Source organism: Bacillus sp. LL01, assembly GCF_001037965.1.
Window position 1 is genome coordinate 473,472 of sequence record NZ_LFEL01000004.1, and the last position, 24,486, is coordinate 497,957.

Annotated in this window: 30 protein-coding genes, 16 tRNA genes and 2 rRNA genes; 4 read left to right on the top strand and 44 right to left on the bottom strand. The window is 44.3% G+C overall.

The window, feature by feature from the left end; translation table 11 throughout:
- Window positions 1-36: 36 nt before the first annotated feature.
- The 6 genes from AB685_RS14825 to AB685_RS14850 form a co-directional block, all read right to left on the bottom strand.
- Window positions 37-849 carry a N4-gp56 family major capsid protein gene (locus tag AB685_RS14825; RefSeq protein ID WP_047971352.1) on the bottom strand — a complete coding sequence of 271 codons (813 nt, stop codon included), beginning with the start codon at window positions 847-849 and terminating at the stop codon, window positions 37-39.
- A gap of 24 nt (window positions 850-873) precedes the next feature.
- Complete coding sequence (locus tag AB685_RS14830; protein ID WP_047971353.1) at window positions 874-1,479, bottom strand: hypothetical protein; 606 nt, start codon at window positions 1,477-1,479, stop codon at window positions 874-876.
- Between the two features lie 90 nt (window positions 1,480-1,569).
- Entirely contained in the window at window positions 1,570-2,493 is a 924-nt protein-coding gene (locus AB685_RS14835) for a phage minor capsid protein (protein WP_047971354.1), read from the bottom strand.
- Window positions 2,493-3,962, bottom strand: a complete 1,470-nt coding sequence (locus AB685_RS14840) for a phage portal protein (protein ID WP_047971355.1) — start codon at window positions 3,960-3,962, stop codon at window positions 2,493-2,495. Before AB685_RS14840 ends, AB685_RS14835 begins: the two co-directional genes overlap by 1 nt.
- 17 nt (window positions 3,963-3,979) lie before the next feature.
- Window positions 3,980-5,836 (bottom strand): phage terminase large subunit, encoded by a 1,857-nt coding sequence (gene terL, locus AB685_RS14845; protein WP_241773297.1) that lies wholly within the window; start codon window positions 5,834-5,836, stop codon window positions 3,980-3,982.
- A 101-nt stretch (window positions 5,837-5,937) separates the two neighbouring features.
- Window positions 5,938-6,450 carry a hypothetical protein gene (locus AB685_RS14850; RefSeq protein WP_047971356.1) on the bottom strand — a complete coding sequence of 171 codons (513 nt, stop codon included), beginning with the start codon at window positions 6,448-6,450 and terminating at the stop codon, window positions 5,938-5,940.
- Between the two features lie 273 nt (window positions 6,451-6,723).
- Here AB685_RS14850 and AB685_RS14855 point away from each other — a divergent pair, with 273 nt between their 5' ends.
- A complete protein-coding gene (locus AB685_RS14855; protein WP_047971357.1) occupies window positions 6,724-7,437 on the top strand; it encodes a recombinase family protein in 714 nt (237 codons plus the stop codon).
- A gap of 140 nt (window positions 7,438-7,577) precedes the next feature.
- Here the strand turns inward: AB685_RS14855 and AB685_RS14860 are convergent, their stop codons facing one another.
- The 15 genes from AB685_RS14860 to AB685_RS14925 form a co-directional block, all read right to left on the bottom strand.
- Entirely contained in the window at window positions 7,578-7,967 is a 390-nt protein-coding gene (locus tag AB685_RS14860; RefSeq protein WP_047971358.1) for a phBC6A51 family helix-turn-helix protein, read from the bottom strand.
- A 2-nt stretch (window positions 7,968-7,969) separates the two neighbouring features.
- Complete coding sequence (locus tag AB685_RS14865) at window positions 7,970-8,212, bottom strand: hypothetical protein (RefSeq protein ID WP_047971359.1); 243 nt, start codon at window positions 8,210-8,212, stop codon at window positions 7,970-7,972.
- A gap of 233 nt (window positions 8,213-8,445) precedes the next feature.
- Window positions 8,446-8,958, bottom strand: a complete 513-nt coding sequence (locus tag AB685_RS14870; protein ID WP_047971360.1) for a hypothetical protein — start codon at window positions 8,956-8,958, stop codon at window positions 8,446-8,448.
- A gap of 39 nt (window positions 8,959-8,997) precedes the next feature.
- Entirely contained in the window at window positions 8,998-9,186 is a 189-nt protein-coding gene (locus tag AB685_RS14875; RefSeq protein WP_047971361.1) for a hypothetical protein, read from the bottom strand.
- 130 nt (window positions 9,187-9,316) lie between these two features.
- Window positions 9,317-10,234 (bottom strand): hypothetical protein, encoded by a 918-nt coding sequence (locus tag AB685_RS14880; RefSeq protein ID WP_047971362.1) that lies wholly within the window; start codon window positions 10,232-10,234, stop codon window positions 9,317-9,319.
- A gap of 158 nt (window positions 10,235-10,392) precedes the next feature.
- Window positions 10,393-11,628: a hypothetical protein gene (locus AB685_RS14885; protein ID WP_047971363.1), complete on the bottom strand. Its 1,236-nt coding sequence runs from the start codon at window positions 11,626-11,628 to the stop codon at window positions 10,393-10,395.
- Between the two features lie 111 nt (window positions 11,629-11,739).
- The gene (locus tag AB685_RS14890) at window positions 11,740-11,946 is read right to left on the bottom strand and encodes a helix-turn-helix transcriptional regulator (protein WP_047971364.1); all 207 of its coding nucleotides are present in this window, start codon (window positions 11,944-11,946) and stop codon (window positions 11,740-11,742) included.
- A 154-nt stretch (window positions 11,947-12,100) separates the two neighbouring features.
- The gene (locus tag AB685_RS30395; RefSeq protein ID WP_082153646.1) at window positions 12,101-12,886 is read right to left on the bottom strand and encodes a BRO family protein; all 786 of its coding nucleotides are present in this window, start codon (window positions 12,884-12,886) and stop codon (window positions 12,101-12,103) included.
- Window positions 12,861-13,049, bottom strand: a complete 189-nt coding sequence (locus AB685_RS14900) for a hypothetical protein (protein ID WP_047971365.1) — start codon at window positions 13,047-13,049, stop codon at window positions 12,861-12,863. The genes AB685_RS30395 and AB685_RS14900 overlap by 26 nt, the downstream gene beginning before the upstream one ends.
- A gap of 207 nt (window positions 13,050-13,256) precedes the next feature.
- Entirely contained in the window at window positions 13,257-13,418 is a 162-nt protein-coding gene (locus AB685_RS31325; RefSeq protein ID WP_157860725.1) for a hypothetical protein, read from the bottom strand.
- Window positions 13,419-13,659: 241 nt separating this feature from the next.
- Complete coding sequence (locus AB685_RS14905; RefSeq protein WP_047971366.1) at window positions 13,660-14,139, bottom strand: hypothetical protein; 480 nt, start codon at window positions 14,137-14,139, stop codon at window positions 13,660-13,662.
- 53 nt (window positions 14,140-14,192) lie between these two features.
- A complete protein-coding gene (locus tag AB685_RS14910; protein WP_128755870.1) occupies window positions 14,193-14,621 on the bottom strand; it encodes a hypothetical protein in 429 nt (142 codons plus the stop codon).
- 399 nt (window positions 14,622-15,020) lie between these two features.
- Complete coding sequence (locus AB685_RS14915; RefSeq protein ID WP_047971368.1) at window positions 15,021-15,398, bottom strand: hypothetical protein; 378 nt, start codon at window positions 15,396-15,398, stop codon at window positions 15,021-15,023.
- Window positions 15,399-15,498: 100 nt separating this feature from the next.
- The gene (locus tag AB685_RS14920) at window positions 15,499-15,795 is read right to left on the bottom strand and encodes a hypothetical protein (protein WP_047971369.1); all 297 of its coding nucleotides are present in this window, start codon (window positions 15,793-15,795) and stop codon (window positions 15,499-15,501) included.
- A 39-nt stretch (window positions 15,796-15,834) separates the two neighbouring features.
- The gene (locus AB685_RS14925) at window positions 15,835-16,089 is read right to left on the bottom strand and encodes a hypothetical protein (RefSeq protein WP_047971370.1); all 255 of its coding nucleotides are present in this window, start codon (window positions 16,087-16,089) and stop codon (window positions 15,835-15,837) included.
- Window positions 16,090-16,219: 130 nt separating this feature from the next.
- On the opposite strand from AB685_RS14925, the gene AB685_RS14930 reads away from it, so the two are divergent.
- Entirely contained in the window at window positions 16,220-16,510 is a 291-nt protein-coding gene (locus AB685_RS14930) for a helix-turn-helix transcriptional regulator (protein WP_241773298.1), read from the top strand.
- A 23-nt stretch (window positions 16,511-16,533) separates the two neighbouring features.
- Here AB685_RS14930 and AB685_RS14935 read toward each other — a convergent pair whose 3' ends face one another.
- From AB685_RS14935 to AB685_RS14945, 3 genes are read right to left on the bottom strand one after another with little or no spacing between them, the layout of a single operon-like run.
- On the bottom strand, window positions 16,534-16,998 hold the full coding sequence (locus AB685_RS14935) for a hypothetical protein (RefSeq protein WP_047971371.1): 465 nt from the start codon (window positions 16,996-16,998) through the stop codon (window positions 16,534-16,536).
- Between the two features lie 17 nt (window positions 16,999-17,015).
- On the bottom strand, window positions 17,016-17,606 hold the full coding sequence (locus AB685_RS14940; protein ID WP_082153647.1) for a replication-relaxation family protein: 591 nt from the start codon (window positions 17,604-17,606) through the stop codon (window positions 17,016-17,018).
- Window positions 17,542-18,810 (bottom strand): FtsK/SpoIIIE domain-containing protein, encoded by a 1,269-nt coding sequence (locus tag AB685_RS14945; protein ID WP_241773299.1) that lies wholly within the window; start codon window positions 18,808-18,810, stop codon window positions 17,542-17,544. Before AB685_RS14945 ends, AB685_RS14940 begins: the two co-directional genes overlap by 65 nt.
- Before the next feature lie 275 nt (window positions 18,811-19,085).
- Here AB685_RS14945 and AB685_RS14950 point away from each other — a divergent pair, with 275 nt between their 5' ends.
- Both AB685_RS14950 and AB685_RS14955 read left to right on the top strand, forming a co-directional pair.
- Window positions 19,086-19,307, top strand: a complete 222-nt coding sequence (locus AB685_RS14950) for a helix-turn-helix domain-containing protein (protein ID WP_047971372.1) — start codon at window positions 19,086-19,088, stop codon at window positions 19,305-19,307.
- A gap of 253 nt (window positions 19,308-19,560) precedes the next feature.
- Window positions 19,561-19,926 carry a hypothetical protein gene (locus AB685_RS14955; RefSeq protein ID WP_047971373.1) on the top strand — a complete coding sequence of 122 codons (366 nt, stop codon included), beginning with the start codon at window positions 19,561-19,563 and terminating at the stop codon, window positions 19,924-19,926.
- A 30-nt stretch (window positions 19,927-19,956) separates the two neighbouring features.
- On the opposite strand, the gene AB685_RS14960 is transcribed toward AB685_RS14955, so the two are convergent.
- From AB685_RS14960 to AB685_RS15055, 20 genes are all read right to left on the bottom strand, one after another.
- Window positions 19,957-20,934 (bottom strand): tyrosine-type recombinase/integrase, encoded by a 978-nt coding sequence (locus AB685_RS14960; protein ID WP_047971374.1) that lies wholly within the window; start codon window positions 20,932-20,934, stop codon window positions 19,957-19,959.
- Window positions 20,935-21,099: 165 nt separating this feature from the next.
- The gene (locus tag AB685_RS14965; RefSeq protein WP_241773300.1) at window positions 21,100-22,032 is read right to left on the bottom strand and encodes a tyrosine-type recombinase/integrase; all 933 of its coding nucleotides are present in this window, start codon (window positions 22,030-22,032) and stop codon (window positions 21,100-21,102) included.
- Between the two features lie 208 nt (window positions 22,033-22,240).
- A tRNA-Leu gene (locus AB685_RS14970) sits at window positions 22,241-22,321 on the bottom strand.
- Window positions 22,322-22,345: 24 nt separating this feature from the next.
- A tRNA-Leu gene (locus tag AB685_RS14975) sits at window positions 22,346-22,434 on the bottom strand.
- Between the two features lie 35 nt (window positions 22,435-22,469).
- Window positions 22,470-22,543: transfer RNA gene (locus AB685_RS14980), tRNA-Cys, on the bottom strand.
- Between the two features lie 7 nt (window positions 22,544-22,550).
- A tRNA-Gly gene (locus AB685_RS14985) sits at window positions 22,551-22,625 on the bottom strand.
- A 5-nt stretch (window positions 22,626-22,630) separates the two neighbouring features.
- A tRNA-Gln gene (locus tag AB685_RS14990) sits at window positions 22,631-22,705 on the bottom strand.
- Window positions 22,706-22,761: 56 nt separating this feature from the next.
- Window positions 22,762-22,837: transfer RNA gene (locus AB685_RS14995), tRNA-His, on the bottom strand.
- Between the two features lie 18 nt (window positions 22,838-22,855).
- Window positions 22,856-22,929, bottom strand: a tRNA-Trp gene (locus AB685_RS15000).
- 33 nt (window positions 22,930-22,962) lie between these two features.
- A tRNA-Tyr gene (locus AB685_RS15005) sits at window positions 22,963-23,046 on the bottom strand.
- Between the two features lie 7 nt (window positions 23,047-23,053).
- A tRNA-Thr gene (locus AB685_RS15010) sits at window positions 23,054-23,129 on the bottom strand.
- A gap of 35 nt (window positions 23,130-23,164) precedes the next feature.
- A tRNA-Phe gene (locus AB685_RS15015) sits at window positions 23,165-23,240 on the bottom strand.
- 21 nt (window positions 23,241-23,261) lie between these two features.
- A tRNA-Asp gene (locus AB685_RS15020) sits at window positions 23,262-23,337 on the bottom strand.
- A 3-nt stretch (window positions 23,338-23,340) separates the two neighbouring features.
- Window positions 23,341-23,417 (bottom strand) — tRNA-Met (locus AB685_RS15025).
- Between the two features lie 186 nt (window positions 23,418-23,603).
- Window positions 23,604-23,679, bottom strand: a tRNA-Val gene (locus tag AB685_RS15030).
- A gap of 64 nt (window positions 23,680-23,743) precedes the next feature.
- Window positions 23,744-23,818, bottom strand: a tRNA-Glu gene (locus AB685_RS15035).
- Between the two features lie 8 nt (window positions 23,819-23,826).
- Window positions 23,827-23,918 (bottom strand) — tRNA-Ser (locus AB685_RS15040).
- Between the two features lie 7 nt (window positions 23,919-23,925).
- Window positions 23,926-24,000, bottom strand: a tRNA-Asn gene (locus AB685_RS15045).
- A 9-nt stretch (window positions 24,001-24,009) separates the two neighbouring features.
- A 5S ribosomal RNA gene (rrf, locus tag AB685_RS15050) occupies window positions 24,010-24,126 on the bottom strand.
- 113 nt (window positions 24,127-24,239) lie between these two features.
- A 23S ribosomal RNA gene (locus tag AB685_RS15055) occupies window positions 24,240-24,486 on the bottom strand; the annotation flags it as partial.

Below are 24,486 nucleotides of genomic sequence, written 5' to 3' on the forward strand. Positions count from 1 at the left end.
ATAGAAAAAGAGAACCGCGGTTAGCGACCCTCTCTACTATGCTTTCGTGATTAGCTTAACTACTTTAGAATCATCTTCTAATGCCGCAACATAATGCTCATCCGCGGAGATTACAGTTGTTTTCGCTAAAATATCACGCTGACTTTCTACTTCTACATCGCGTTTTAGGTAGATTGCTAATGCGCCTGGTTTTACGATAAAGTTCGTGTACTTTCCGTCTACGTCATTGAAAGGGACTTTCTTTGAAGCTACCACTTGGCACCCAGCAATCTCGCCAACAACGCCAGTCATAAATGCATTAGGCACATTTTCAATGAATTGCGGATCTTTTCGTAGCGTTCCTTTTTGAAGTGGATGGATGAATAGGATTTTTGCTTCATCGTCCTCTTCTTCGAATTTGTCTACTCCGTCAACAACGCTGTTATAAGAGATTAACTCAGCAGATGCGTCATGAGATAAGCTAGCGCCGTTTAACGCAGTGACAGAATCAACATCTACTTTTGACGCGATTGAATCTTCTAATTGACGTTCGGCTTCTCCAACTGGATCACCGTACCCGGCTAAAGCAGCTTTGTCCGTGATTTCGACTGCCTTACCTGCTTGCTTAATAGTTACAGTTTGAGTTGTCGTAGATAGTACAACAGTACCCATTGCTACGCCTTCCGTTAAATCGTCAGCATCGCCGATATACCCATACTTAGGAATCGTAACCGTGTCACCTGCTTGGCCTACTAACGTTGTGTCAATACGAGCTAACGGTGAAAACTTAATCTTGCTTGGTAGTGATGCGGAAATCATATCCGCCATTACTTGAGGATTAACTAAATTTGCTAATTTCGTTTGTGCCATTTAAAACACTCTCCTTAATATTTTTTAGCGACTAAGTCTTTTATAAAGCTCAGGGTTTTCATTAAGTAAACGCGCTCTATCTTGGTACGAAAGTTTTGCGAAACTCTCCTTACTCATCCCGGAATAGCTAGCCGCATTAGTCGATTCGCCAATTGGCTCTTGTACTTTGGATTTAAAAAGTCCTTTTTCTTCCGCACGATTTAACCAAGCTAATTTCTGTTCTGGTGACAAATTTTCCGGAATTAAATCATGCAACTCCTTAGGAACTGCGGATAACTTCGAATCTAGTAAACCTGTAACAACCGATTCTAACTCTTGTGCTCTGGCGTTCGCTTGCTCTAGCTGGGATTTAAAACCGTCCAATTCTTTGGAGGTTGTTTCGTACAGCCCACGAAATTCACCTTGTTCCTCTTTCGCTTTGCGTTCAGCGACCTCCTTAGCACTTTGCAATTCCGCAAGTTGAGCTTGGACGTCTTTGTAGCGCGTATTAACTTCATCAAAGCGAGATTTGGGAATCATGTGTTGCCCTGCCGCGCTCTCTTCCGTTTTTTTCGTCTCGTCAGACGTATTTTGTTCAGCGCCTTCCGCAAAAAATTGAATATCTAGTCGTAATGGTTCAGTTTGTAACATCGTTAGTTCCTCCTAATTCGTTTTTTCCGAGCAACGCCTCGATAATTTGCGACTTTTCAAGACTTTCGCCAGGTCAAAATAAAAAGACACCTATCCGATGTCTGTTGGGTTACGCTTTCCAGTTTTGATTGCCTTCTCGCCAAGCTCCGACTGCTTTTCCGCAAGTTGGCGAATAGTGTCCGGCAATTTTTCCACGTCTCTAATTACAGAAAATACGTGCTTACATGCCGGATGCCATATTTGTCCGGACGCTTTCAACTCTTCGTAAGTTGGATAATTCCCTGGAGCTTCCGGCGTTAACTTAATGATTCGGCCTTCGTGAAACCTACACGCATCTTTCGCTCCATGCCTCGAGATAACCGCGTAAAAGGCTTCGCGAGATATCGCCTCGTTGGTCGTTGCTTCCCGATAAGTTTCTAGCATTTTTGTTCGCGTTAACATTTCCGCATATACTTCCGGCTTCCACTTACGCCCCGCTGCATCAACAATCGCTGAATTAACCGAATCGCCAAGTTCTTTCCGAAGCCCCTTAAGTATTTCGGCTTTTATCGCTTTTCTACCGTTAAGCCCAGCCGCCATATTCGCTCTCATTGATTCTGCAACTACTTTGCGTACAGTTCCTCGCACTCGGCGGTTAATATTTTGCGTTACCGCTAATAAGTCTGACTGAGTGTCCGCTATTGCAGCCGCGACAAGGTTTTGGTTGATCCGGTTAAACTTCGCAATCTCTACCGCTTCTTCGAACGTTTTAGTGTAACCAAGGTTAAATATTGCCCTTGCGGTTCCTTCTCGCGCAGCTAACGAAATATTCTCATCTGCCCACGCCTTCGTTTCCGCGTCTAGACCGGATAATACCTGCGAAACTTCTGCTAACATTGCTGCGGATTGATTACGCGACATGTCGGTAACGTCCGCGCTTTCCAACTCTAACAAGATGGCGGTTACGGCTTGTTTATACGCGGTGACTAGTTTATTAACGCGATGATTATAAGTTGGCTCCGGCGCATTCAGCATTACTCGTCGCCTCTATTAAACACCGACGCATCTACGAAACTATCTTCTCGTTCCTCTTGGCGGATACGCTCGAGTTCTGCCTTCGCTTGTTCTGCGGTCAACCCTAGCGTTTCCTGAATTGCGGTGATTTGTGACTGAATAGGCTTACCGCCAGTTCGAATTTGCGCTATTGTCGCTTGTTCCATTTCGTCGTCCGGAAGCCCGTCTTTAAATTGAATTCTCGGTACTGTTACCTCGTAGTTTAGCTCGCTCTTGCTTAACTTCGAATGCTCCAGCAATTGCGCAATCAAAAGAACATGTTTTAGTCCTTTGTTGTAGTACTGACGTTTTCGGTTAATCTTCGCTAACAAACTATTCATTCGCCACTTGATAGAAAGCCCTGACGATCCGCTCGTTCCACTATCAGCTTTTCCGAGTGCAACCGGAGGTAATTCGGAAACTGTCAGTAAGTGGTCAACTAATACGTTGAGCTCTTTAAAAGCCGCTTCAAGCTGTCCGTTCCACGTAATATACTGCGGAATTAACTCGTTTCTTCCATCAACTTCGAATATTTTATCGCGACCTGCGTGGAAAATTGGATTTCCGTACGCATCCTCGCCTAGTGTTCCCGAAGGTACCGCCATTGCTGGATCGGAATGTTTATCGAGGATTTCAGCGATTTTACTTAATCGGTTATCAATCTCCGCGAAGATAGATTCATTTTCGGACAAGTCGTCAATACCTTCCCATTCGTCATCCGTTGCAAAGTTCGGAACGTGGACGACAAGGGGGTGCTTAACACCCGTTAGAACTGTTCTTCTTGCTGAATGTATTTCCTCTTCAATCTTCCACTCAATAACAGCGTTTTCGTAAGGCGAATGCTTAAACGGGCTAACTAGATACTTCGAATACTCAATTTTTCCAGGGTAATGTGATTCTACGTTGAGTAACCATTCTGTATCGCCTGTCCCTTCTACGACTGTCGGATACGCAATGTGATAAGCGTAGACAGTAGTTGTGTCGCCTGGCAATGTTTCGGGAAACACGTACTCAGCTTTTTGAGCATCAATAAAGACACGAAAAGGATCGTCTGCTGCCGACATTTTCCCTCCGTATTTCTGCCCCCATCGAATCTTATAGAAAGAATCTCCGCGATAAGCGTTAGATAGGGCGGACTCGTAGTTTGTTATATTTAAGTCGTTATCCTCTACTAATCTTTCAATAGCCTTCTGTTCGTTTGAATCATCCGCATTACCTGCACTAAATACCGGCGTTTCTCCGAAAAGGAAATCAGCAGATTTCTTCGCAATAGTGCCGGGTAGGTTGGATGCGATAAAAACCGCGTGTTGTTGGTGGTCGTCAAGTAATTTTGTATGATTGAAAATTGCGTAATGATCGCCTTTAAAAAGCTTTTTATTTTTTCTATAACGGTCAACTCGTTCAGCATGACCATATGGCGGAAAATACTCGCCCACTTTGAATAAACTCAAACGCTAACACCTCCCATTTATAATCCGTACGGTTTGGACTTGAATGTTCTTCTTCGTCTCACTCCGCCAACCAAGTCGACTGCGCCAGCCAACGAATCCGGCAAATCGTCATGTTGTCCGGTCGGAAACTGCTCTAGTTGATCCAAGAGCAACGTGTGATGGCGCATAAAACGTAAAAAACCATTCTCACATAAAGGTTCCAGCGATTCGATTCGCTTTTCCTTATTTGATGAATGGTGTGATATTGGCTTAATTTTCGTCCCATAAATACGTTCTTTTGAAAGTTTTTCGCGTAACTGCCGGTACATATCGTGACCTGCGCCAATCGTCTCCACCGCAAACACGTTATGACCAAACTGTCGAATTTTCTCGACTGCGACGTTTAAAGCAACATGCGACGGACATTTCTTCGCCCATGCGTCTATTACGTATATAACTCCGGTATTTCTATCGCGTGCAATAGTGACAATGGCGTTATAGTCAGCGCGTGAACTCTTGCCGGTAGCCACGTCCCAAAACGCTGCATACTCTAGCGGCATGTTTGGCTGAATGTCCGACTCGCCAAAATAGCGGAATGAATCGGCCACGAAAACCTGCGACTCTTCATCGCGAGGCTCGTTCTGATATTCCGTGTTGAACGCCTTTGATCCGTTTGCCCATTTCCAAGTCATTAGTTTCCATAACGGCTGTACTTCCGGCCATAAAACAACCGCGCCCTCATCCATAGCGGCACGGTTAGCTTCGTAATATTCCCTTGCTTTATCTTCACGTTCGTTGACCGGTATTTGATCGCTTAAATAGATTGCGCGACATTTTTCCCACAAGTCCATACGGTCCGGTTCTTCGATAAGCGCCTTGTACTTTTTCGATTTGAAATCAGCGCGAAACCTTAGCAAGTCGTTTAGCAAGCTTGCCTCATGAACGACTGTTCCCATTACGATAAATGCTGTCTTTTCGCCTTTCGCGTCGCCCAATGGCATTACCGATTGAGCAAACCAATCTTTCAACTTTTCGCGTAGCTCTTTCGTGGCTGCATTCGTTTTAATATCCTCGAGATCATCTCCGATTATAAAATCCGGTCGCGTTCCGTTCCAGTTCCGTCCGCGAATCGCTTGACCGGTGGAAGCCGCTTGAACTAGCGTTAATTGCTTCTTATCGTCAGTACCTAACGGTTCCCACGCAACAAACTCCGTACTATTGTCCTTTGGGTTTAGCTGTTGTTTAGGCGACATCAACGGGCCGAAGTCCTTACGCAGCTTTTCATTGCTCTTAAGCTGACCCGCCAGCCATTCGAGGTTAGGCCCGGAAACTGACGGCGTTTCCGAAATCAAAATAATGTACTTACGCTTACGAAAAACTACTTCGCGTAAAGGAGCCGCTTTACTTAAGTACGAGCTTTTGCCGTGTGATCTCGGCGCTGCCCGTACTATTTTTGCGTTCTTTACGACGTTTGATACTTCGTCGATACTTTCGCATATTTCACGGTGAAAGCGAGGCGCATCGTCAACCGAATCAAGGTCAAATCCGTCCCAATTGCCGGCGTTGCCAGGATTGCGTGCTTCGGAAAAGTATTCATGCGCAAAGTATAATAAGTTCGATTCCGCGCGATTGATTCTGCGCAGATGTTCCAATTCGCTAATCAGTTCGTCCAATTCTTCGTACTCTGACGTTAACAAGCCGCGTTTCAATTCCGTTTGTAGCATTGCCTCGACAAGTTGCGACGTTTGTTCGATCAGTTCTTCGCGTTCCTTGCGAGATAGCCAACGATTATTAACCCATGCGATGACGACCGCCTCCTTTCCGTGAAATTTAATATAGATATAGTTCAGATGATAGCGTAAGGCATTCGTTATCAGCGCAAACAAAAAAGACACCCAACGAAAGGAGTGCCTTTGTTTCACATATATGACCGGGCTGTTAGTTCCTCATTTACGCCTCATTTAACTGTGAGCCTCGCTATCACAGCACCCGGTTATCAATCTAATTTCATGTAAATCCTATATATTTCATCAATTACTGGCTGTAATTTGTATTCTTCACCCCTAAAGGTAAGAACATTCTCGTCGCTATAAAAATTCCTAAACATATCCATCGAGTCAACGCCAGAAATATATCCTCTTGGTCCCACATTGGAAGATATGTAATTCTTACTTTTGGAATTCTTCATCCATTTGGTGATTTGTTCATCGTAGTGCTCAAAAAGATTTCTAAATCTTCTCGATCTTAATGGGGAAGCATCCTCTACCTCCAAATCTGCTCTTATTCGCTTAGACATTTCTGGGGCTGCTTTCTCCGAGTTCCAAAGTAACTTTGAAATATTTGCAGATGCCACTAAGAAACTCTGAACATTATACCAAAAGAAGTCGATCGAAAAATTTTCCTCTCCGGAATTAGTTAGAAACATATTCATATTTTCAACGGCAATAAACGCAAACTTACACTGGTACTTTATCTCGCTTTTGAAAACTCCTAGTTCATGTAGATTCACGAAATTTCACCTCCTTTTTCGAAAACATTCGACAGAGGACGCGAAATACCCTTTAATTGGAAACCCAAAAATAAATTTTTATATTCGGATTTATTTCACGCTAGATTCGGGGTGGACAAAGGGTGCTCCCATGGGGTACCCCTCTTCACGTTTCCTTTTATAGAGAAAATAAACTTTTTTGTTGTATTATACATAGAAAAGATTTACAATTGAACGTATAAATAACGTTTCTTTTAACAAACGTTTTTCATAACGAAAGGTTGTGAATCGATTGTGATAAAAGTTGTTGGCTACATTCGCGTTTCAACAAACGAACAAGCAAGCGCTGATAGGTACGGTCTACCTGTACAGCGCGACGAGGTGGCTAGGTACTGCCACGACCATGGCTACGAACTAATAGACATCTACGCCGACGAAGGCGTGTCAGGCTCTACGCTAGACCGCCCAGGACTTAACCGCCTATTGCTGGAACTAAAGGACATCGCGAAGGTAATCGTCCCTAAGTACGATAGAATAAGCCGCGACCTATACGGCCAGCTATTCATCGAAAAGGAGCTAACCGTCAAGGGCGTATCCCTAGAGTCGGTGCGCGAACCATTCAACGGTAGCACGCCGGAAATGGCTCTCATGCGCCAAATGATGGGCGCATTTGCCGAATTCGAGAAACAACGCATCTCTCAACGTCTGGCTACTGCACGCGCATATAAACGTAAGCAGGGCGGCTTTGCTGGCGGCCGTGCTCCGCTAGGATATACCGCGCAAAAAGGTAGCAAGCGACTGCATATCAACGATGCTAAGGCGGCAACAGTCCGGCGCCTATTCGCTCTTAAAGACGAAGGGTTGACGTTGCAGGCCGTAGCTGACCGTCTAAACGACGAAGGGTACACGACACAGAACGGTAAGTCCTTTACGCAAATGCAAGTTAAACGGGCGCTAGAACGCGCTGATTTATATTACGGCAAACTCGAGGCTGATCCGATTCTTTGACGGATGGCTTCTTTCTTTTTGAAAAGTTTTCGAGGGGCGTGCGCTAGGCATCCGCAGCCGATGTAAATGCCTCGTTTCACAACGTAACCCATCCGCAAATAGTCCTACTAACCGAGTTTCTTCATATAAATTTCCGCAACCTACTCCGTTGTGGATTCGTTCCTATAACGCTCCAACCGCGCCTTGATTTCATCGATGTCTTTCTCGTTTCCGGTCGTCTGCGAAACCTCTACGCGATCAGTCAGCATGTCATTCGCTTGCATAATCAGCTTAGCCGCCGCTGCGTTTCCTTCTTTAATCGCGTTATCAATCAGCGCGTTCATCATATCCGGCAGTCGTTCCTGAGTGTTCCGTACCATTTCGCGCTTTAGTTCTCGCGTAAACAGTTCGTCCTTGCGCCAGTTAAGTATTGAGTTCGAATGCACTCCGCATTCCTTGGCGATTTGTTCGTATGTCAGTCCGCCGCGTTTCGGCAGCGCCAGGTATTTAATTGCGAGCATGTGCTCGGCTTCCAGTCGTTTTAATCCCATCGCTATTGCACCTCGCTCTTATTTAATTCAGCGGTGAATTTAACGTCATAATTTACAAACGGTTTATTTCGAAGAGATACACTTACGTTATGCTCCCATTTCTTCGGAGCTATTCCTTTACACAAAATGTTACCCTCGAATGATTCTGATTCTTTAATAGATCCGTAGAAAACCACTTCCGGCATTTCGTCAAACTCAAGTACATATTTTTTAGTAACTTTGTTGAACTTTATCTTATTCTCCATCGCAATGCAGCTCCTCTCATTCTTTTATCCTTTACCGCGCAATCTTTTATGGAACGATATTATCTTTTATATTAAAGGGCAGCGCGGTTATAGTGCTCTTCTATAACCCGCAATTACTTATATATTCTTAGTGCCTTAGTTCTTAGTAATATAGTTCTTAGTACTACGTAAATTTTACGAATAGCTGAACGTAATTTTTACGATTACCTGAACGTAAATTTTACGAACACCAACTAAAACCAGTCGACTAACTCGCTTTCCAACGCCTGCTCCTCTCCGCGAATCGCATCTAACGCGGACATCTTACGTTCATATTCGCGACAAGCAATCGGAAACTTCGCTTTGAATTCTCCAACCGTTGCTGGCTTCGGAAACGAGTAAACGTGAAAGGGTCGGTTATTGCGGTATAAACGGTCGACTTTAAGCAGCCCCACGTTTTCCAGTACCGCTATGTGTTTCGCCAACGTCTTATCCGCCATTACTAGCTCGACTTGCAGGCGCCTTTGTGACGGCCAAGCCTTGTGGTAGTGGCGATGTTCCTTGTTCGTATTGCGGTGCTGAAATATCGCTCTGAACACGTCCAACGATGCGCTTGTTACCTTGTAATCGGCGTAAGTATGGGCGGCAGGCATCCACGACTCGCGGTCCTTCTTTTTGGCGTGACCAGTTATCGTGTACAGCGCAACCTCGTTCTCATAGCGGACAAATCCGCCTTCGTATATATGGTTATAGTATTTTTTACTCATATAAAATCATCCCTTTTCGATTAATAGTTAATTCTTCGATTAATTGTTGCGAGGTTGGCTTGCCTTATATGCGTCTAACCCGGTCTGTAATGCCGGAGATTTTTCGAACATAGTAAACATTTTGCCGGAGTTAGGGTGAATCGCCTCTGTGATCGGGTCTAGCCCGCATTCATTAATTAAGTAACGCGCCACTCTACGGCTATAAATAAACGTCAATTTTTCTTTCATTCCGCATCATTCCTTTTCGTTTAGTTAAAACACTGTATAGTTTCGGGAAGGAAGATAGCTCCGGCCACTCTTTAATGCCTGCTACCCGTTCCTTCCGCCTACTTACTATTAGGTGTGAAGTTAGTCATTTCTAGGCAATTTCGGACTGTTTCTGCACTTGTTTCACGAACATTTTATAATATTCTAACGAAGATAGTCCGGTTTTAATGTAATCTGCGCCTTTATCGGAAAGTGTCCAGTTGTAAAAATGTCGGTACTCTGCGTCAGTCAAATCGCACATTTCAGCCAAGTAACTCAGTAGGTTGTCGACCAACTCCGGATCAACCTTCGCATCCACATGCGGTTTTTCCAACCAGTCGAATAGGTTGCGGCTACCCTTTGAACAATTAAGACTCCGCGAAAGTGGCACGCAGTTCCAGGCAGTCGTTCCGCTACTCTCGCTAGAAAGTGAAATTACGTGATCCATCGTTGCTTCCGCCCCGGTCAATGCGCACTTGCCTCCAAATATCTTTAGCGTTGTTTCCCATTCTTTCCACGTTAAGGTAGCCGGTAAGCCTCTATCTCTTGCACGCTTGTTATGTTGCGCTACGTCATCGCAAATACGACAGTAGTCAAACAGTCCGTCGTGATTGCCGGAGTGCTCGCGGTACAATGATCGTTTACGTAACTTGCCGCAGCACGGGCAAACTTTTTCGCTTACTACGCCCTGCTCGTCGTAGAACCTAGTTGCTCTCGCCTTTTGCGTTTTCTTTGGGCCGCCTTTAACGGATAAGCCTTGCTTGTTTATCGCGTCCATTTTCGCGTGGCATGTTTTACATTTACTTTGTTGGCCGATAAACCTGCGCGAGTCCGCACGGAAATTGTCCAGCGTTGCAAGTTTAACCATATGACATTTCGTGCACCTTTTAGCGATTACGCTTCCGTCCACATCTACGTAATGCTCAACGCTTTTTCGGCGCGGTATTTTTTGAATACGCAGTACCTCTCCGTCGAACCTTTCCGCGAACCATTGCCCCTCTGTTTCGTACACCTTTTTGATTTCTCCCATTCTAATAGCCCCCTTTATTAAAATAAAAAAGACGCTTCTAGAGATTTTTTTTCTCAGAAACGCCCATTGACATATTTATTTTTGTGATTTATAATTTAATTTGGATATTTATGCGATTTTAATCATATAAAACAAAAAAATAAAAAAGCTTTTCACTTTTACTCTATCTCGTGAGTCATACCGAAAGTGTCAAGCTTCGTAATTTTGTAAGTTTTAGATTCTTCCGCTTCAATAGTTCTTATATATTCTCCTTCTTGGTTATATACGTAGGTAGGTTGAGTTTTTGTGAATTCCTTATGCCTTCTCTTCCTAAACATATTTATCTCTTTTGCCTCTTGATTAGGCATTATTGGCGCAGTAGGTACGTATGCCTCAACTTCCTCCTTTAAATTCACCAAGTGCAACTCTACCGCTTCGAAAATATCGTAAAGAATCTTCGAATCTATTACATCGACCTCGTCTTTTAAATAACTCACGAAGCCTTTCGTAGCCTCTACATTGCCAGCAATCGCGTCATAAACAAAATCAACCGCATCCTCGCCGTGTTCAGTTTCTTGTTCCTTTATCCAGGCTGACAACCTTTCGTTCTGGCCCGATAAATTATCGTCTGATTCTCCGATAGCAATAAACTCTTTCCATTTCGCAATCTCACCTAGCAGATACGTTTCTCTCCGTGATATGCCGCCCTCTTTCCACGCCTTCATTGTTCTCTCGTATATGCGTTTCTTCAAATGAGTCAGATTCGTGCGATCCATGCCGGCTAGTTCGCGGAAGTCGCAATCTTCAACATAATCGGTGTCTTTTGCGGTATCAACCGAAAGAGCATCGATAAACGCGTTCTGCCGGGTAGTTAAGAAGTCCTGGCGATTATCGCGGAACCACTCTAAAAACGGATTAGAACCTGAGTAGTCGTGAGACTGTCCGAAGAATGACTCCGACACCCCGTCGCCAATCGTTCCAATTTGGAGATCACTCTCGTCATATACCGCCTTGTCTAACGATTCGAACTCCGTGGTTACAAACATATTCCCGCCGGTTTCCGGATCATACATACGCCTTGTGTTGGGATTTATTAATTGCGGAAGCTCGTGTTCCAGTTTTAATACGATAGACTTTACGAGACGATTTAAATTAAGTACGTCCGTTCCGTCTAATAGGGCTTCCCACGTTGTTGTTTCCTCTAAATTAAACGACTCTAATGCCTCCCATGAGCGAGATGCAGCTTCGCCGATAATTTCAAATTCACGAAACTTATTCCGCTTTCCCATCGCTTCAATAATCCCGTGGACGGTTCTTTTGATTTTAGGGTGTTTCGGTTTAAGAGAGCATTCAACATTTCCATCAGTCGCTTCGAATAATACCGTCATATATAAGTCTAATTTTGCGTGTTCCATACCGTAATCTCCCCTTTTTTTGAAGTAGTTTTTAGAAATACTTGACTTTCTCTCTTTTTGTTGGTATTATTATTATGAATAAGTATGCGTACCTGAGAATTTACACAAAAATTAACCTATTAACCTTTTAATCTCGGATATCTTTTCCGGAGTAAGATTAAGCTCAGTTATTAACCTCCTACTTACTTCGTGCGTAATAGAACGCTCTCCCTTTTCTATCTTGGCGATTAACGATTGGCTTACACCTAGTATTTTCGCTATATCATCTTGATTTAACCCTTCTAACTTACGGATCACCGCAAACAATTTTGCATCCATTACTTTTCCCCCTTGTTTATGTGTTGTTTTTATAACATCAAATCAAAAAATAAAGACCAGGGAACTTCCTCCCTCACTTACTACTAGGGATGAACTTAGTCATTTTTAGTACAGATTGAGATAAATAACTACCTCCACCCCAATTCTAAACAGATTAAAGCTTAATTTTTTCAATCTCTGAAACTTTCATCGCGTTCAGCTTATTCGCTCCGCCGTAATGCTCCAATGCCTTGTCTATTCGTTCGATTCCTTTCGCAGTAACATACGTTTGACTCGAGTTATGATAACCGAAAGCGGACGTTGATTGCTTAACTTCGAAATATCCTTCGTTAATATGTTGCTGTTTTGGCAGCGGACGTCCTCGTTTTGTAAAAACGCCTACAGCACGAAGAAAAGCGATTAGTTTATTGCGCCCCACACCTAACGACTTCGCCACGCTGTCGAGGTTCTGCGCGTTCACTGCAGCCATAAAACGATCGTGTTGCTCAACCTTCGGCTTCATTGTCGTAATTAAATCGTTCTGCTTCCGTACAGTTTCCAATGTCGCGCTGAAAAGTAACTTCGTTTGCTCATCCGCGAAAGGTAAGTAAGTGTCGACGAATAGTTCATCGTTTGCGACATAGCCTCCGGTTTTACGAATGGCTGGCAATACTTCGTGCGTGATCCAGCGCTTGAATTGGCGAGCTTCCGGCTTGCGGCTTTTCAATATTGCCGAGTATAGTCCCGACTCACTAATTACGGTTAAAGATTGATTCCCGCCATGGGTCTGTATAGTATGCGTACCCTTTTCGTCCTCGTCTAGAGAGCGCGCCATGTCGCTTGCCATTCTAAAACCGAGTACATCCGATACATCTTTCGCAACAAACCACGGCTGACCTTCCTTTGTTACCGTCCTAATTTCTAATCCCGCGTAATTAAATACGTTCTGTAGTTCGTTCATTTTCCATTCCTCCCTCTTCGCAATTACCTGCTTCCGCTAGTTTTATCGCAGTAGCTAAGAATTCTTGCGCTGTATCTTTTTCCACGAAAAAATCCGAGCACCTTTCTCCCTCCTCGTCGCAAATATAATAAGCGTCCATTTGAATGCTATATTTTACGTTCATATTCGATTCCTCCTCCGTTTAATTCGGGAAATAATAAAATTATGGTATTTTAATATACTTATAAACCGCGGCTATCATTTCGTAACCTATCACATCTACTACGAGACTGACTTCCTACAACCATTCGCGCGATTCGTACACGACGCTTCGTGTGGCGTAGATTTCCTGTTCTTCATTAATTGACTCATGGTAAGGTCTGAATGTGTATTAAAGGTATAACTTAATATTGTAGGTAGATTCCAAATGTTTTTTAATTTCATCATATTCTTGTTCGGTAATATCCCATGTTTCAAGGAAGTCAATAAAGCTAATTCTTGAAGCGTCCTTTAATAATCCGTACATTAATTTTTCAAACTTTTTATCATCCATTCCTTTCACTCCTTCGCAATATCAGTCTATTATTCTTCTATCATTTACCGCGCAATCTTTTAAACTACGATATTATCTTTTGTTTTTAAACGGCAGCGCGGTTATGAGCGATAGCGAATAACGCGCAATTACTTGTTGGTATGTTTACGTTGGTATCTTTATATTGATATGTTTAGATAGACCTCTAATATCAATCTCGGAGCGGTCATCTAATGCCTATCTCGAGATTGACCTCTAATGCCTATCTCGCTAAATACATGAAATTATCCGGCACCACCTTTTCACCGTCAGCATTCACCAAATAGCCCTCATCCGTTATTCGCGGACAGAATGAAACGTAATACCATTTTCCGTTCCACTTTAATTTAGTTCGGACTAACCCGTTTGCCTCTAAGACATCAACCAGCGGCTTTATTCGTTTTGCAGCGATACCTAAATCGGCGCTGATCTTTTCATGCGACGGAAAACTAGCACCGAACCTATCGCTTTTTGTTCCGTCCTCTCTCGTATGCTTACCGTCTACATATGAAAGCAGATAAAAGTATAGTGCGATAACGTCGCGGATTTGTGGCTTACGTTGAACCCGATTGTGCGCAGTGTCATGTTCGGCAATTATTCTCGGAAACACTTTGCGCATGAGATCGAGATTATACATTTCGTAATTCTTTCCGTCGAGTAGCGCCTGTTTGTCGTTTGGTACGACTTTAGTGCGGTGGGTCATCGTTTCTTCCTCCTTCTATTTAAATAAAAACCCGACTTTCGCCGGGCGTTTAGTTAACAAACATAAAACTTATAAAATCCGTCTCCTAAATCCTCCATATCATCTATAGCTTGGCTTATACCGACAAAATAGTATATTCCATAATAATCTAACGCTAATTTCGCGAACTGTACCACCCCGCATGTAGCACGGATGATTGATACAACGTTCTCATAGTCCGGAGATATAGTAACCCTATCTTCTAATTCATATAAATTTTCGAATACAGTTGCGCTCACCCCGGTTACCTCACTTAAAAACTCTGTATCGACTTTTGTAAATTTCAAATCGATAATGACCTCTCTTAGAAACTCCGATTCATGAAGAACATACAGAACTTCCTCCTCCCCGTAATTCTGGCCCTGTTCCAAATATCCGTGTTTAATAAGAACCTCTGTTTTCAATTTGTTCATGCTTGCCTCAGTGAATTCATTTTTTCTCATCTCAATCTCTCCCTTTTCATTTATATTTTTAATCGTACAAACCTCCAGCACCGTTCACCCTCATCGGAATGTTTTCGTCCTACTCCATAATACGCCCAAGACCGACTATCGTCGCACCCTTCACGTCATCATATGGCGAAGTCCGCCCGTCTACACAAAAGCGCGTAAACTTTTTTCGCCTCTCATAATAATGTACGTTTCTCGCGACAACCTCGCGCACTAGATTATACGAAATTCAATCGCCATCTACACAAATCCACGAATTTTTTCGCCAGCAGTCACGGTACACCGCACAACGCGCAGGTTGCCGCCTGGGGCGCTCCACAATGTACCGTCTGCCATTAATCTGGGATCGCACGAGAGCCTATCTCGCCGATCCTGCCGAATGCTATCGCCTTTCTACACGTTCAACGCCTCAAACACTTCCTCGATAGTCATTTTCGCATTAAGTTGCCGCTTAATACGGGTACTACCGCGCGATGCCCTGCCGTAACGCTCGTCCAGCTTTTCGCCGCTATCATTAAATAAACAGTAGATAGGCGATAATGTGCGGACTTCTTCTTTCGCGATCCGGCGATAGGTTAGCGTTTCCTTTAAATCGTGCATCGCCTTTATGCCTTCCGCGCTTTCTACATCGTCCAGAACTTCGATTGCATGGTAGATGTCCGCCAAGCGCCGATCTAATTCGGACACTAGACCGCGTAATGTATCGAATACTTCCAATGATTCCGACTGCAACTGTTTTATTTGCGTATAATAACGTTCGCCGTAACTCATTCCGCTTCACCGTCCGAATCCAATGACCGCCATAGCACGACGCAATAACCGACCATTGCGCCAGCTTGAACAAGTAATACCAGCCAAGTGTAGTCGTACATCAGCCGAGTTGCTCCTGGTAGCGTTCCATTAGCGCCAGTAATTCCACCGCGCTTAACTTGGGATCACTGACAAGGTTGCGCGTTTCTTCGTTCAACTCGAGCGCGAATAGGTCGTTTAGTAGCTCGTAATAGCCGCGGTGCTTATTGCTCGGCATTAGCGTGCCGACGATTGCTTGTCCCTCGATTTCCGTGAAGTAAAGCGCTGTTTCTCCGATGCGAGTGCTCTTATAGAATTCCGGTACGTTTATTTCAACTTCAAGCACGACAGCTACAACTTTTTTATTTTCAATTTTCATGATATACTCAACTCCAGTTCGTATTTAGTAGTTGGGCGGTTACTGTTCGCAGCAGTGGCCGTCCTTTTTTATTTCCGCAAAGCAACTTACAATTTCTTGCGCACTCATTAGTTCTGATGCGCCGATCCCGATTAGAATAGTGTTTCCGGTCGGGTTAAATCGTTCAACTTTCAACTCGTCGCCGTCGGCGTGCATAAATACGTTTTGCGCGATCAGTAATCCTTCTTTGCGTTCTGCAAATTGACCAAGACCATCCTCGCCGATGTAGTACGCTTGTACCTTTTTGAAAAGCAATTTTGCACCTCCTTTGCTTTGTTAGTTTTACTTTGTACGTTAAATATACCACTAAGAAAGTTTAACGTCAAGCGTTTACTTTAATATTTTTTTCATATATAATTTAAAATGTAGAAAAGGAGGAGTAACAATGACAAACAAAGGATTTAAGGCTATGAAAGATTCAGGGTTCACACCTGTTTTACCTAAAACACTTGAAGAATTGAATATGACAAGAAACGGTTTAGCAGTTGAGGCCAAGGTTAGGCCTGGAAGTATAAACGATCTTTATAGTGGAGATTCACGTACTGTACACTTCGAGACACTACAAACGATAATAGACACGCTTAACAGGCAAGGTTTCGAAAAGGGTTTAAGTAGAAAATTTACGATTGAAGATGTTTTTAAATACGATGCCCGAACGAAGAAAAGCGCCGAGTAACGCACTCGAGCGCTTTTTTTATTTTATAGTAGCATCGCAAACCCGACCGTCTTCCCTATTCCGACTAGCAACTCCATCAATAGTGGCATAAGCTGCACGAGGATATAACCTATACTCGCATTCTGTATTAGCCCGATACCGCGATCCTTCTGATTTATCATAAACATCAGCGCCCCACCCGTCAGCATCACGAGCGCCACCGGATAACTAAGCGCCTGTATCATATCCACAAGCGGCATAAACGCCTCAACGATTTGCTCTTTCGCCTTTCCTTTGACATAACCGGCAGGCCCTTCCGCATAAGCATAATTAGTAACCGTAGTTAACCCGATTGCAGTCGCACCGGCAAGCGTTGTCACGAACGCCTTTAAGCCAACCGCGGCTGCTTTTTTATTGATTCGTTCTACCTCGCGTTTTAACTCGCGCGACTCATTCCGCATAAACTCTCCGATTGATCCGACCGTTTGAATTTTCGGTTGAAAAAACATCGCCATCGCCCCTTTTCTTAGATGAAATCTTTCGCGGTAAATACCTTTACGTCTAGCCCCTCGCATAATGCCAGCAGTTGCTTGCGGCGATATTCGGTCGTTGTGATCCATATAAATTGCGGCGGTTGCTCAAATACGCCCAGGCTGATTAATTTGCGGTATCGTTCGACCTTGCTTCGGTTCTTTGCCATTTTCTGCGTATTATCAACCTCGACAATGTAATACCGCTTTTCTCTCACGAAATAAGCATCGCAAATGACGTTTACTTTACCCTTTACACCTAACCGCATTTCATTCCGCCAAGTAGCCGGACAACCAAACGCAATATAGACCGCATTCCGCATGATGTAATGTTGCGCCGTGGTGGATTTCTTGCGGACTTTCTTGGCACCCACACGTTCGCGACCTTCCCCGTTTAAGTAGTACACGGCTTCACTATCGCGGAAACTACTAACATACTCGCCCAACTGCTGCATGACCCTCGAGGCGTTCCGTGCGCTTCCGAGGCTGTGCATAACTTGCAATTGACTACGCGTTAGATAATCACACTTCTTCAATGACAAGAGTATTCGTTCCTCCCGTTGCTGGCGGTTGATTTGTTTTCGCATGTGCCGGCTCCTTTCTTGGACGGATGTTAATATGTGGATGAATCGTCGTATTGATAAAATCATTCGCAATGTAAGGCGTTTGGACTTCCGTACATTTGACCGTCTTATAGATTGCGCGCCCTTTAATAAGAGGCAACGACTCGGCGCCCGCCTGATCGAGCACGACCGTACTTGCTATTGCAGTATCGAGCACGAAGCATAATCGCGCCAGACAATTCCGCTTAACCTGACTATCTACCGTTTGAGCAGTCGGATATTGCGTGCTATAAATCAGCCGATAGCCTGCCGCCCTACCACGCCTAGCGATGTCCTTAATTATGTCGACGCAACACTTATGATCGGCAATGTCGGCCGCCTCGTCTATTACGATGAAATGTCGGTCATGCAAGCCCGCCTCTTTGACGTCCTCATAGTTATGCGCGATAAGATAATCCATTGTGCCGTTCATACGTTCTTGCACCGCCTGTAAAGCCTCTAGCGCCTCCTTTGGCGACTTTGCGATAGGCTCGACTTGCTTTACATCGCGAAACCGATTGAATGACAGGCCGCCTTTTAGGTCGATTAGGGTAAACGTAGCATGATCCGACTTGCGATGTATGAGCGTTGTTATCGTCGATTTAAGCCAGTTACTTTTGCCGAAGTCAGTCGTGCCAGCTACGATTAAATGCGGTATCTTATCAAAGTCATGCGTGAGATACTTCTTGCGCGATACTCCGACCGGCACCTGCCAACCTTTGACGCGGTTTAAGTCTGCCTCAGTAAACTCGCAATACTCCGGCAGGGCTTCCTCATACACGCGAAATATTAGCATTCCGTCAAAGTCTAGTTCGACCTCCTTCCGCTGTTTTCGTTTGCGGGCTATAAGCGCCTTTATTTCCGCCAATATGTCACCGTGCCAGTTAATCGTCTTTAAGTCGCCCAGGCTAACGTCTAGCACCGACCGTTTGACGTTTAAGCCGTCCTGGAATCGGTCTAGCTTATCGCGGAACATTTGCGAGGAAAGTCCGTCGGGTAACTGATACGCATATTCCATATAACCCTCGCGCTTGCTCTTGCGGTGAATGCGAATCTTTTTACCATCGCGAGCCACTAGCCCGGCGTTGTCTGCAATCCGCTGAATGCGCACATGATCGTTGCTTCCGTAACCGTTTTGATACCCGTACGTACACACAAGAACTCCGGCCATTAAGATTGTTGTAAACAATAGCGCCACCCCTTTCTTATCGTAAGATAGTCCCGAGCTACCCGACGTAAATAATCGGCTGCCCTCCTTGATGCGATGCGCTTTATTGTGGCGAGTTGGCGGTCAGTATTAGAAATTCAACTCGTAGGTTGTTCGCGAATAGTCAATGCGACATTTACTCGGTATGGTAAAGCGTATTGTAGCCGGCTTGGTCATTATGTCAAAAAGTTGCGCAAGGTTTAAAAAATGACTTTTTGGACGAGGCTAGTGCTATTAAGCGCTAGGAGGTGCCGGCAATGCTCGGACTAGGTAAACGCAGGAGTAAATTCGGCAAGTGGATGGATCGCGAGGGAATATCGCAAATAGAGCTCGAGGAAGAGGCGAGGCTAAGTCGCGGGACTGTATCGCGGTTATGTAACGATGATGATTACGAGCCGAAGCACGATACTATTGCGAAGATTAATAAAGGGCTGGCGAAGTTAGGAAAGAAATTACCGGATAGGTACTTCGGATGTTAGCGGATAAGCTGCGTATAGTAGAATTAAAGCGGCGCCTGTTAAGTACCGCCACGATGCTTGCGGAGGATGAAGTATATAGTCGCGAGGATGCGGTGAGTGATATTACGTGGGTGGTGCGACAGCTGGGCGATATGGAGCGGAATTACACGTAATTTACGAAGTTATCGAAATAGACATCGAAATACAAATATGGGTTGTATTGTAAAATCCCAAAGAATATACTAAAAGAAATGGGATATAAGGGGTTGGGTTTATGGAAGGTATTGAAAAAGTAATTGGTTGGTTTGGAGCCATCGCTTTATTGGGAGGAATACTTGTAGGGGGATACCTATTCTTTTCAATTGATAAAGAGTCGTTCGATAGAGCGAAGGAGATTGCGGAAAGTCTTTCAACTAACTCGCTGGCACAAGCGGAGTATCAAGCCGTTGCTTCGTTATACTACGCGCAGTTAACGTTTGCATTAAGCATACTTTTCGGCGGATCCGTAGTGGGATTATTTTTCTTGGGTTTTGCGAAATTAATAACTACCGTTCTGGACCAAGAACACGTTCTTAATGAGAAATTAGGCAATATTACGAGAGCAATACAAGAAACCGAAAAACACAGAGACGTTAGTTAATTAAGCCTCCGATTGCGTGGAGGCTTTTTATTATACGTCTAGGTCGTCATTCTCTTCAACTTGGTTAAATCGCTCTTTTATCTCTTCTTCGTCGTACTTTAAGTAGACTTGCGTTGTAGATAGATCAGCGTGTCCCATAATCAATTGCAGCGCGCGTATGTCTCCGCCATTCTTTAGGAAGTTGATTGCGAAATTATGCCTTAGCTTGTGCGGACTTACCTTGCATTCACCCACTAACCCTGCCTTGTTTGCGTATTTATACATGTTCTTACGCAGATAATCAGGTAGCAGCGGATTTCCGACATTTGTAACAAAGACGTATTTAGCTTCATCCCCAAAATACTGTTTATTCTTTGTAGTTAACATTTTTAATTCATCCGATACTTTTTTTGAAAGCGGAACTATTCTTGTCTTGCGGTTTTTATTCTTCACACCAGGTAATCTAATTACTTCACTTTCAAAATCAATATCTTCCACTTCTAATGAATCGATTTCATTGACTCTCAGACCACCTTTTAACATTAGCAACATAGCTACATAGTCTCTTCTACCTGCGTAGGACTCTTTATTAATTGCACCGAACAACCTCCTTATTTGACTGTCTTTTAGACCCATAATTACTTTCTCGTCCGTTTTCAAACGCTTTATGTTAAGAACGGGATTTTCTCCTTTTATTACGCCTTCAAGGAATAACCGATTAAACATAGCCCTCATAGCTGTCAAACGGATATTTATTGTCACATTCGAAAGCCCTTTTTCTCTTTTTAAATATGCAATATATGTACGGATATCTTCAGAAGTTACGTCATCTATAAAATATTTTTCAATAATGGTAAAAAACTCATTCCAATACATCTCATAATCATCTACAGTTCTATCGCGGTAGCCTTCTGAATAATATATAAGCTTAATTTTTTGCAACGCTGCTGGTATTGTAATTCTCGAGATATTATCAGTTTTACTACTTAAAAACCTTCTCTTTACAACTCTTCTCTTTTTTCTCTCCAATGCTTTTCACTCCTAGTGTTTTCTCACCAAACAGTATTGACATCGAAACTCTCGTATTATACTCGTCTACTATTCCGCTATATAATTCTATTAATACTTCGCACCTAACTTCGTCACATTTCGCTACTTTCTACGTCATATAAAAAAGCCGCCGGTAGTGGCGACTTAAATGTTTTTACGTTTCTTTAAGGAGTTAAGCGGAGAGAACTTACGATGCTTTTCCTTTATGTTGTCCGAGAATAGGTTTACGTACGTCTTTACCATTTCCATCGTAGTATGTCCGAGTATCGCCTGCAGTTCGAATATGCCAGCGCCATTCTCTACACTCATTCGCGAAAAAGTGTGTCGGAAAGTGTGAGGCGAGCATCTTACGCCATCTATGTGTGCTTCCTTACCGTACTGGGATATGCGGTTCTGTACCTGACGCTTTGCAAGCGGAGTCTCGTCGATTGTAACAAACAACGCATCGCAGTCCGGAATACCCCCGCGAATAGAAATATACCGCCGTAAATGGTCTTTCATAATCGCGGATAACGGTACTAGGCGTTGCTTGTAGCCTTTTGCATTGCGGATCAATAGCGTCGAATCATCCCACCGTACATCGCTTAACGTAAGCCCTACAAGCTCATTAGCGCGTATGCCCGTCTCTACGAGTAATAACATTAACGTATAATCGCGCAAGCCTGTAAACGTCTTTAAGTCCGGCGCATTAAGTAAGTCATTCAATTGCTTGCGAGTAAACGTCTCTATAACCGCTTTCCTATCGCGTACCAGGCTTACGTTCTTCATCGGATTAGTCACGATGTAATTATTATCGAATAAGTAATTAAAGAACGCCCTGATCGCTCGTAGCCGAGTATTGACCGTGCTAATTTTTAATTCCTGTACATTCCGCATATATAAGATAACGTGCTCGCGGATCATTTCCGCGGTTATCTCGCCAGGCAACGTCGTAACGCCCTGTGTATCGAGCATCTTCCGGAAAGTGTTTAATTCATTGCGATAATACTTTAACGTATGTTCCCGTAGATTCCGGATCTCTCCATCGCGGATAAACAACCGCATTGCCTCGTCGTAGTCTAAGTAGTCCGACCGCATAGTACCTCGTAGCTTGCTAATACTCGCGGTGGATAGTTGGTTATTGCGCCGATTCCTCGCCACACCTACCGCCTCCATTTACCGTCTATTGTTCGCAACGATGCGTACGACTAGGTGCGCATGATTCCTACGGTAAAAATCGTGTGCATACAACGAAAAAAGACCGCCTACAATCGCTTGTAGACCGCCTTTTAACAACGTTTATTAGTACCGGTGGCCGGGGTCGAACCGGCACTCCAGAGGAACACGATTTTGAGTCGTGCGCGTCTGCCAATTCCGCCACACCGGCATACTCAATCAATAAATATTCAAATGGTGCCGAGGACCGGAATCGAACCGGTACGGTAGTCACCTACCGCAGGATTTTAAGTCCTGTGCGTCTGCCAGTTCCGCCACCCCGGCTTGTCTCGTATATATGAATAATTATTTTATAAAATTGGAGGTGGCAACCGGATTTGAACCGGTGATAAAGGTTTTGCAGACCTTGGCCTTACCACTTGGCTATGCCACCTGAATTTTGGAGCGGAAGACGGGATTCGAACCCGCGACCCCCACCTTGGCAAGGTGGTGTTCTACCACTGAACTACTTCCGCAAAAATGGCTGGGCTAGCTGGATTCGAACCAACGCATGTCGCAGTCAAAGTGCGATGCCTTACCGCTTGGCTATAGCCCATTAAAATTGGAAATAAAAACGACTCAATCTTTTATATAAGTCGAAAAAATAAAATATGGGGCGACTGATGGGAATCGAACCCACGAATGCCTGAACCACAATCAGGTGCGTTAACCACTTCGCCACAACCGCCATAATTAATTATAAAATTGGCAGGGGCAGTAGGAATCGAACCCACACCGGAGGTTTTGGAGACCTCTGTTCTACCGTTAAACTATGCCCCTATGAATCAATTTGTTACACTTTCTCAAAAGAAATGGTGGAGGGGGGCAGATTCGAACTGCCGAACCCGAAGGAGCGGATTTACAGTCCGCCGCGTTTAGCCACTTCGCTACCCCTCCATGTTTCTGGTGCCGGCGATAGGAGTCGAACCCACGACCTACTGATTACAAGTCAGTTGCTCTACCAACTGAGCTACACCGGCATAAAAGCTAAATATTTTTACTGTGTAAAAATTAATGGTGGCTCGGGACGGAATCGAACCGCCGACACATGGATTTTCAGTCCATTGCTCTACCAACTGAGCTACCGAGCCTAATTGTATTTTCAAAGAAAATGGCGGTCCCGACCGGGATCGAACCGGCGATCTCCTGCGTGACAGGCAGGCATGTTAACCGCTACACCACGGGACCATTTGGTTGCGGGGGCAGGATTTGAACCTGCGACCTTCGGGTTATGAGCCCGACGAGCTACCGAACTGCTCCACCCCGCGATAATATTAATTAAGTTTTGTTTCTTATGCACATTTCATACCAACTGTCCCGATTTCTAAAAGCTAAGTCAAGGAAGTGAATCAATCGGTACAACTCGAAGCTTTTGCAAGAAGCTTATGCTCGTTGCTCCACCCCGCGATAATAATAATCAATCTTTTTTTATTATGAGTATATTAGAAAATTTATGGTGGAGGATGACGGGATCGAACCGCCGACCCCCTGCTTGTAAGGCAGGTGCTCTCCCAGCTGAGCTAATCCTCCTATGTATGGATGGTTATTTTGATATTATTATATGGATAGTTATTTTCGCTCCGCGAAAAAACTTTGGTGACCCGTACGGGATTCGAACCCGTGTTACCGCCGTGAAAGGGCGGTGTCTTAACCGCTTGACCAACGGGCCAAAGATAATGGCGGAGAGCAAGGGATTTGAACCCTTGAGACGGCGTTGACCGTCTACACGATTTCCAATCGTGCTCCTTCGGCCACTCGGACAGCTCTCCATATAATTGGCTCCACCAGTAGGATTCGAACCTACGACCCTTCGGTTAACAGCCGAATGCTCTACCGCTGAGCTATGGTGGATCAATACCAGCCTGGCAACGTCCTACTCTCACAGGGGGAGATCCCCCAACTACCATCGGCGCTGAAGAGCTTAACTTCCGTGTTCGGTATGGGAACGGGTGTGACCTCTTCGCCATCATTACCAGACAAATATTATTATAATATATCTTTGAAGAAAATCAAGATGTTTTTCATCTTTTTTATTCCTTCAAAACTAGATAATGTGTTCATATCAAGGTATTCCTATCGTTCAAATGTTTTGGGTTAAGTCCTCGATCGATTAGTATTCGTCAGCTGCACGTGTCGCCACGCTTCCACCTCGAACCTATCTACCTGATCATCTTTCAGGGATCTTACTTGCCGAAGCAAAAGGAAATCTCATCTTGAGGGGGGCTTCATGCTTAGATGCTTTCAGCACTTATCCCGTCCGCACGTAGCTACCCAGCTATGCCTTTGGCAAGACAACTGGTACACCAGCGGTGCGTCCATCCCGGTCCTCTCGTACTA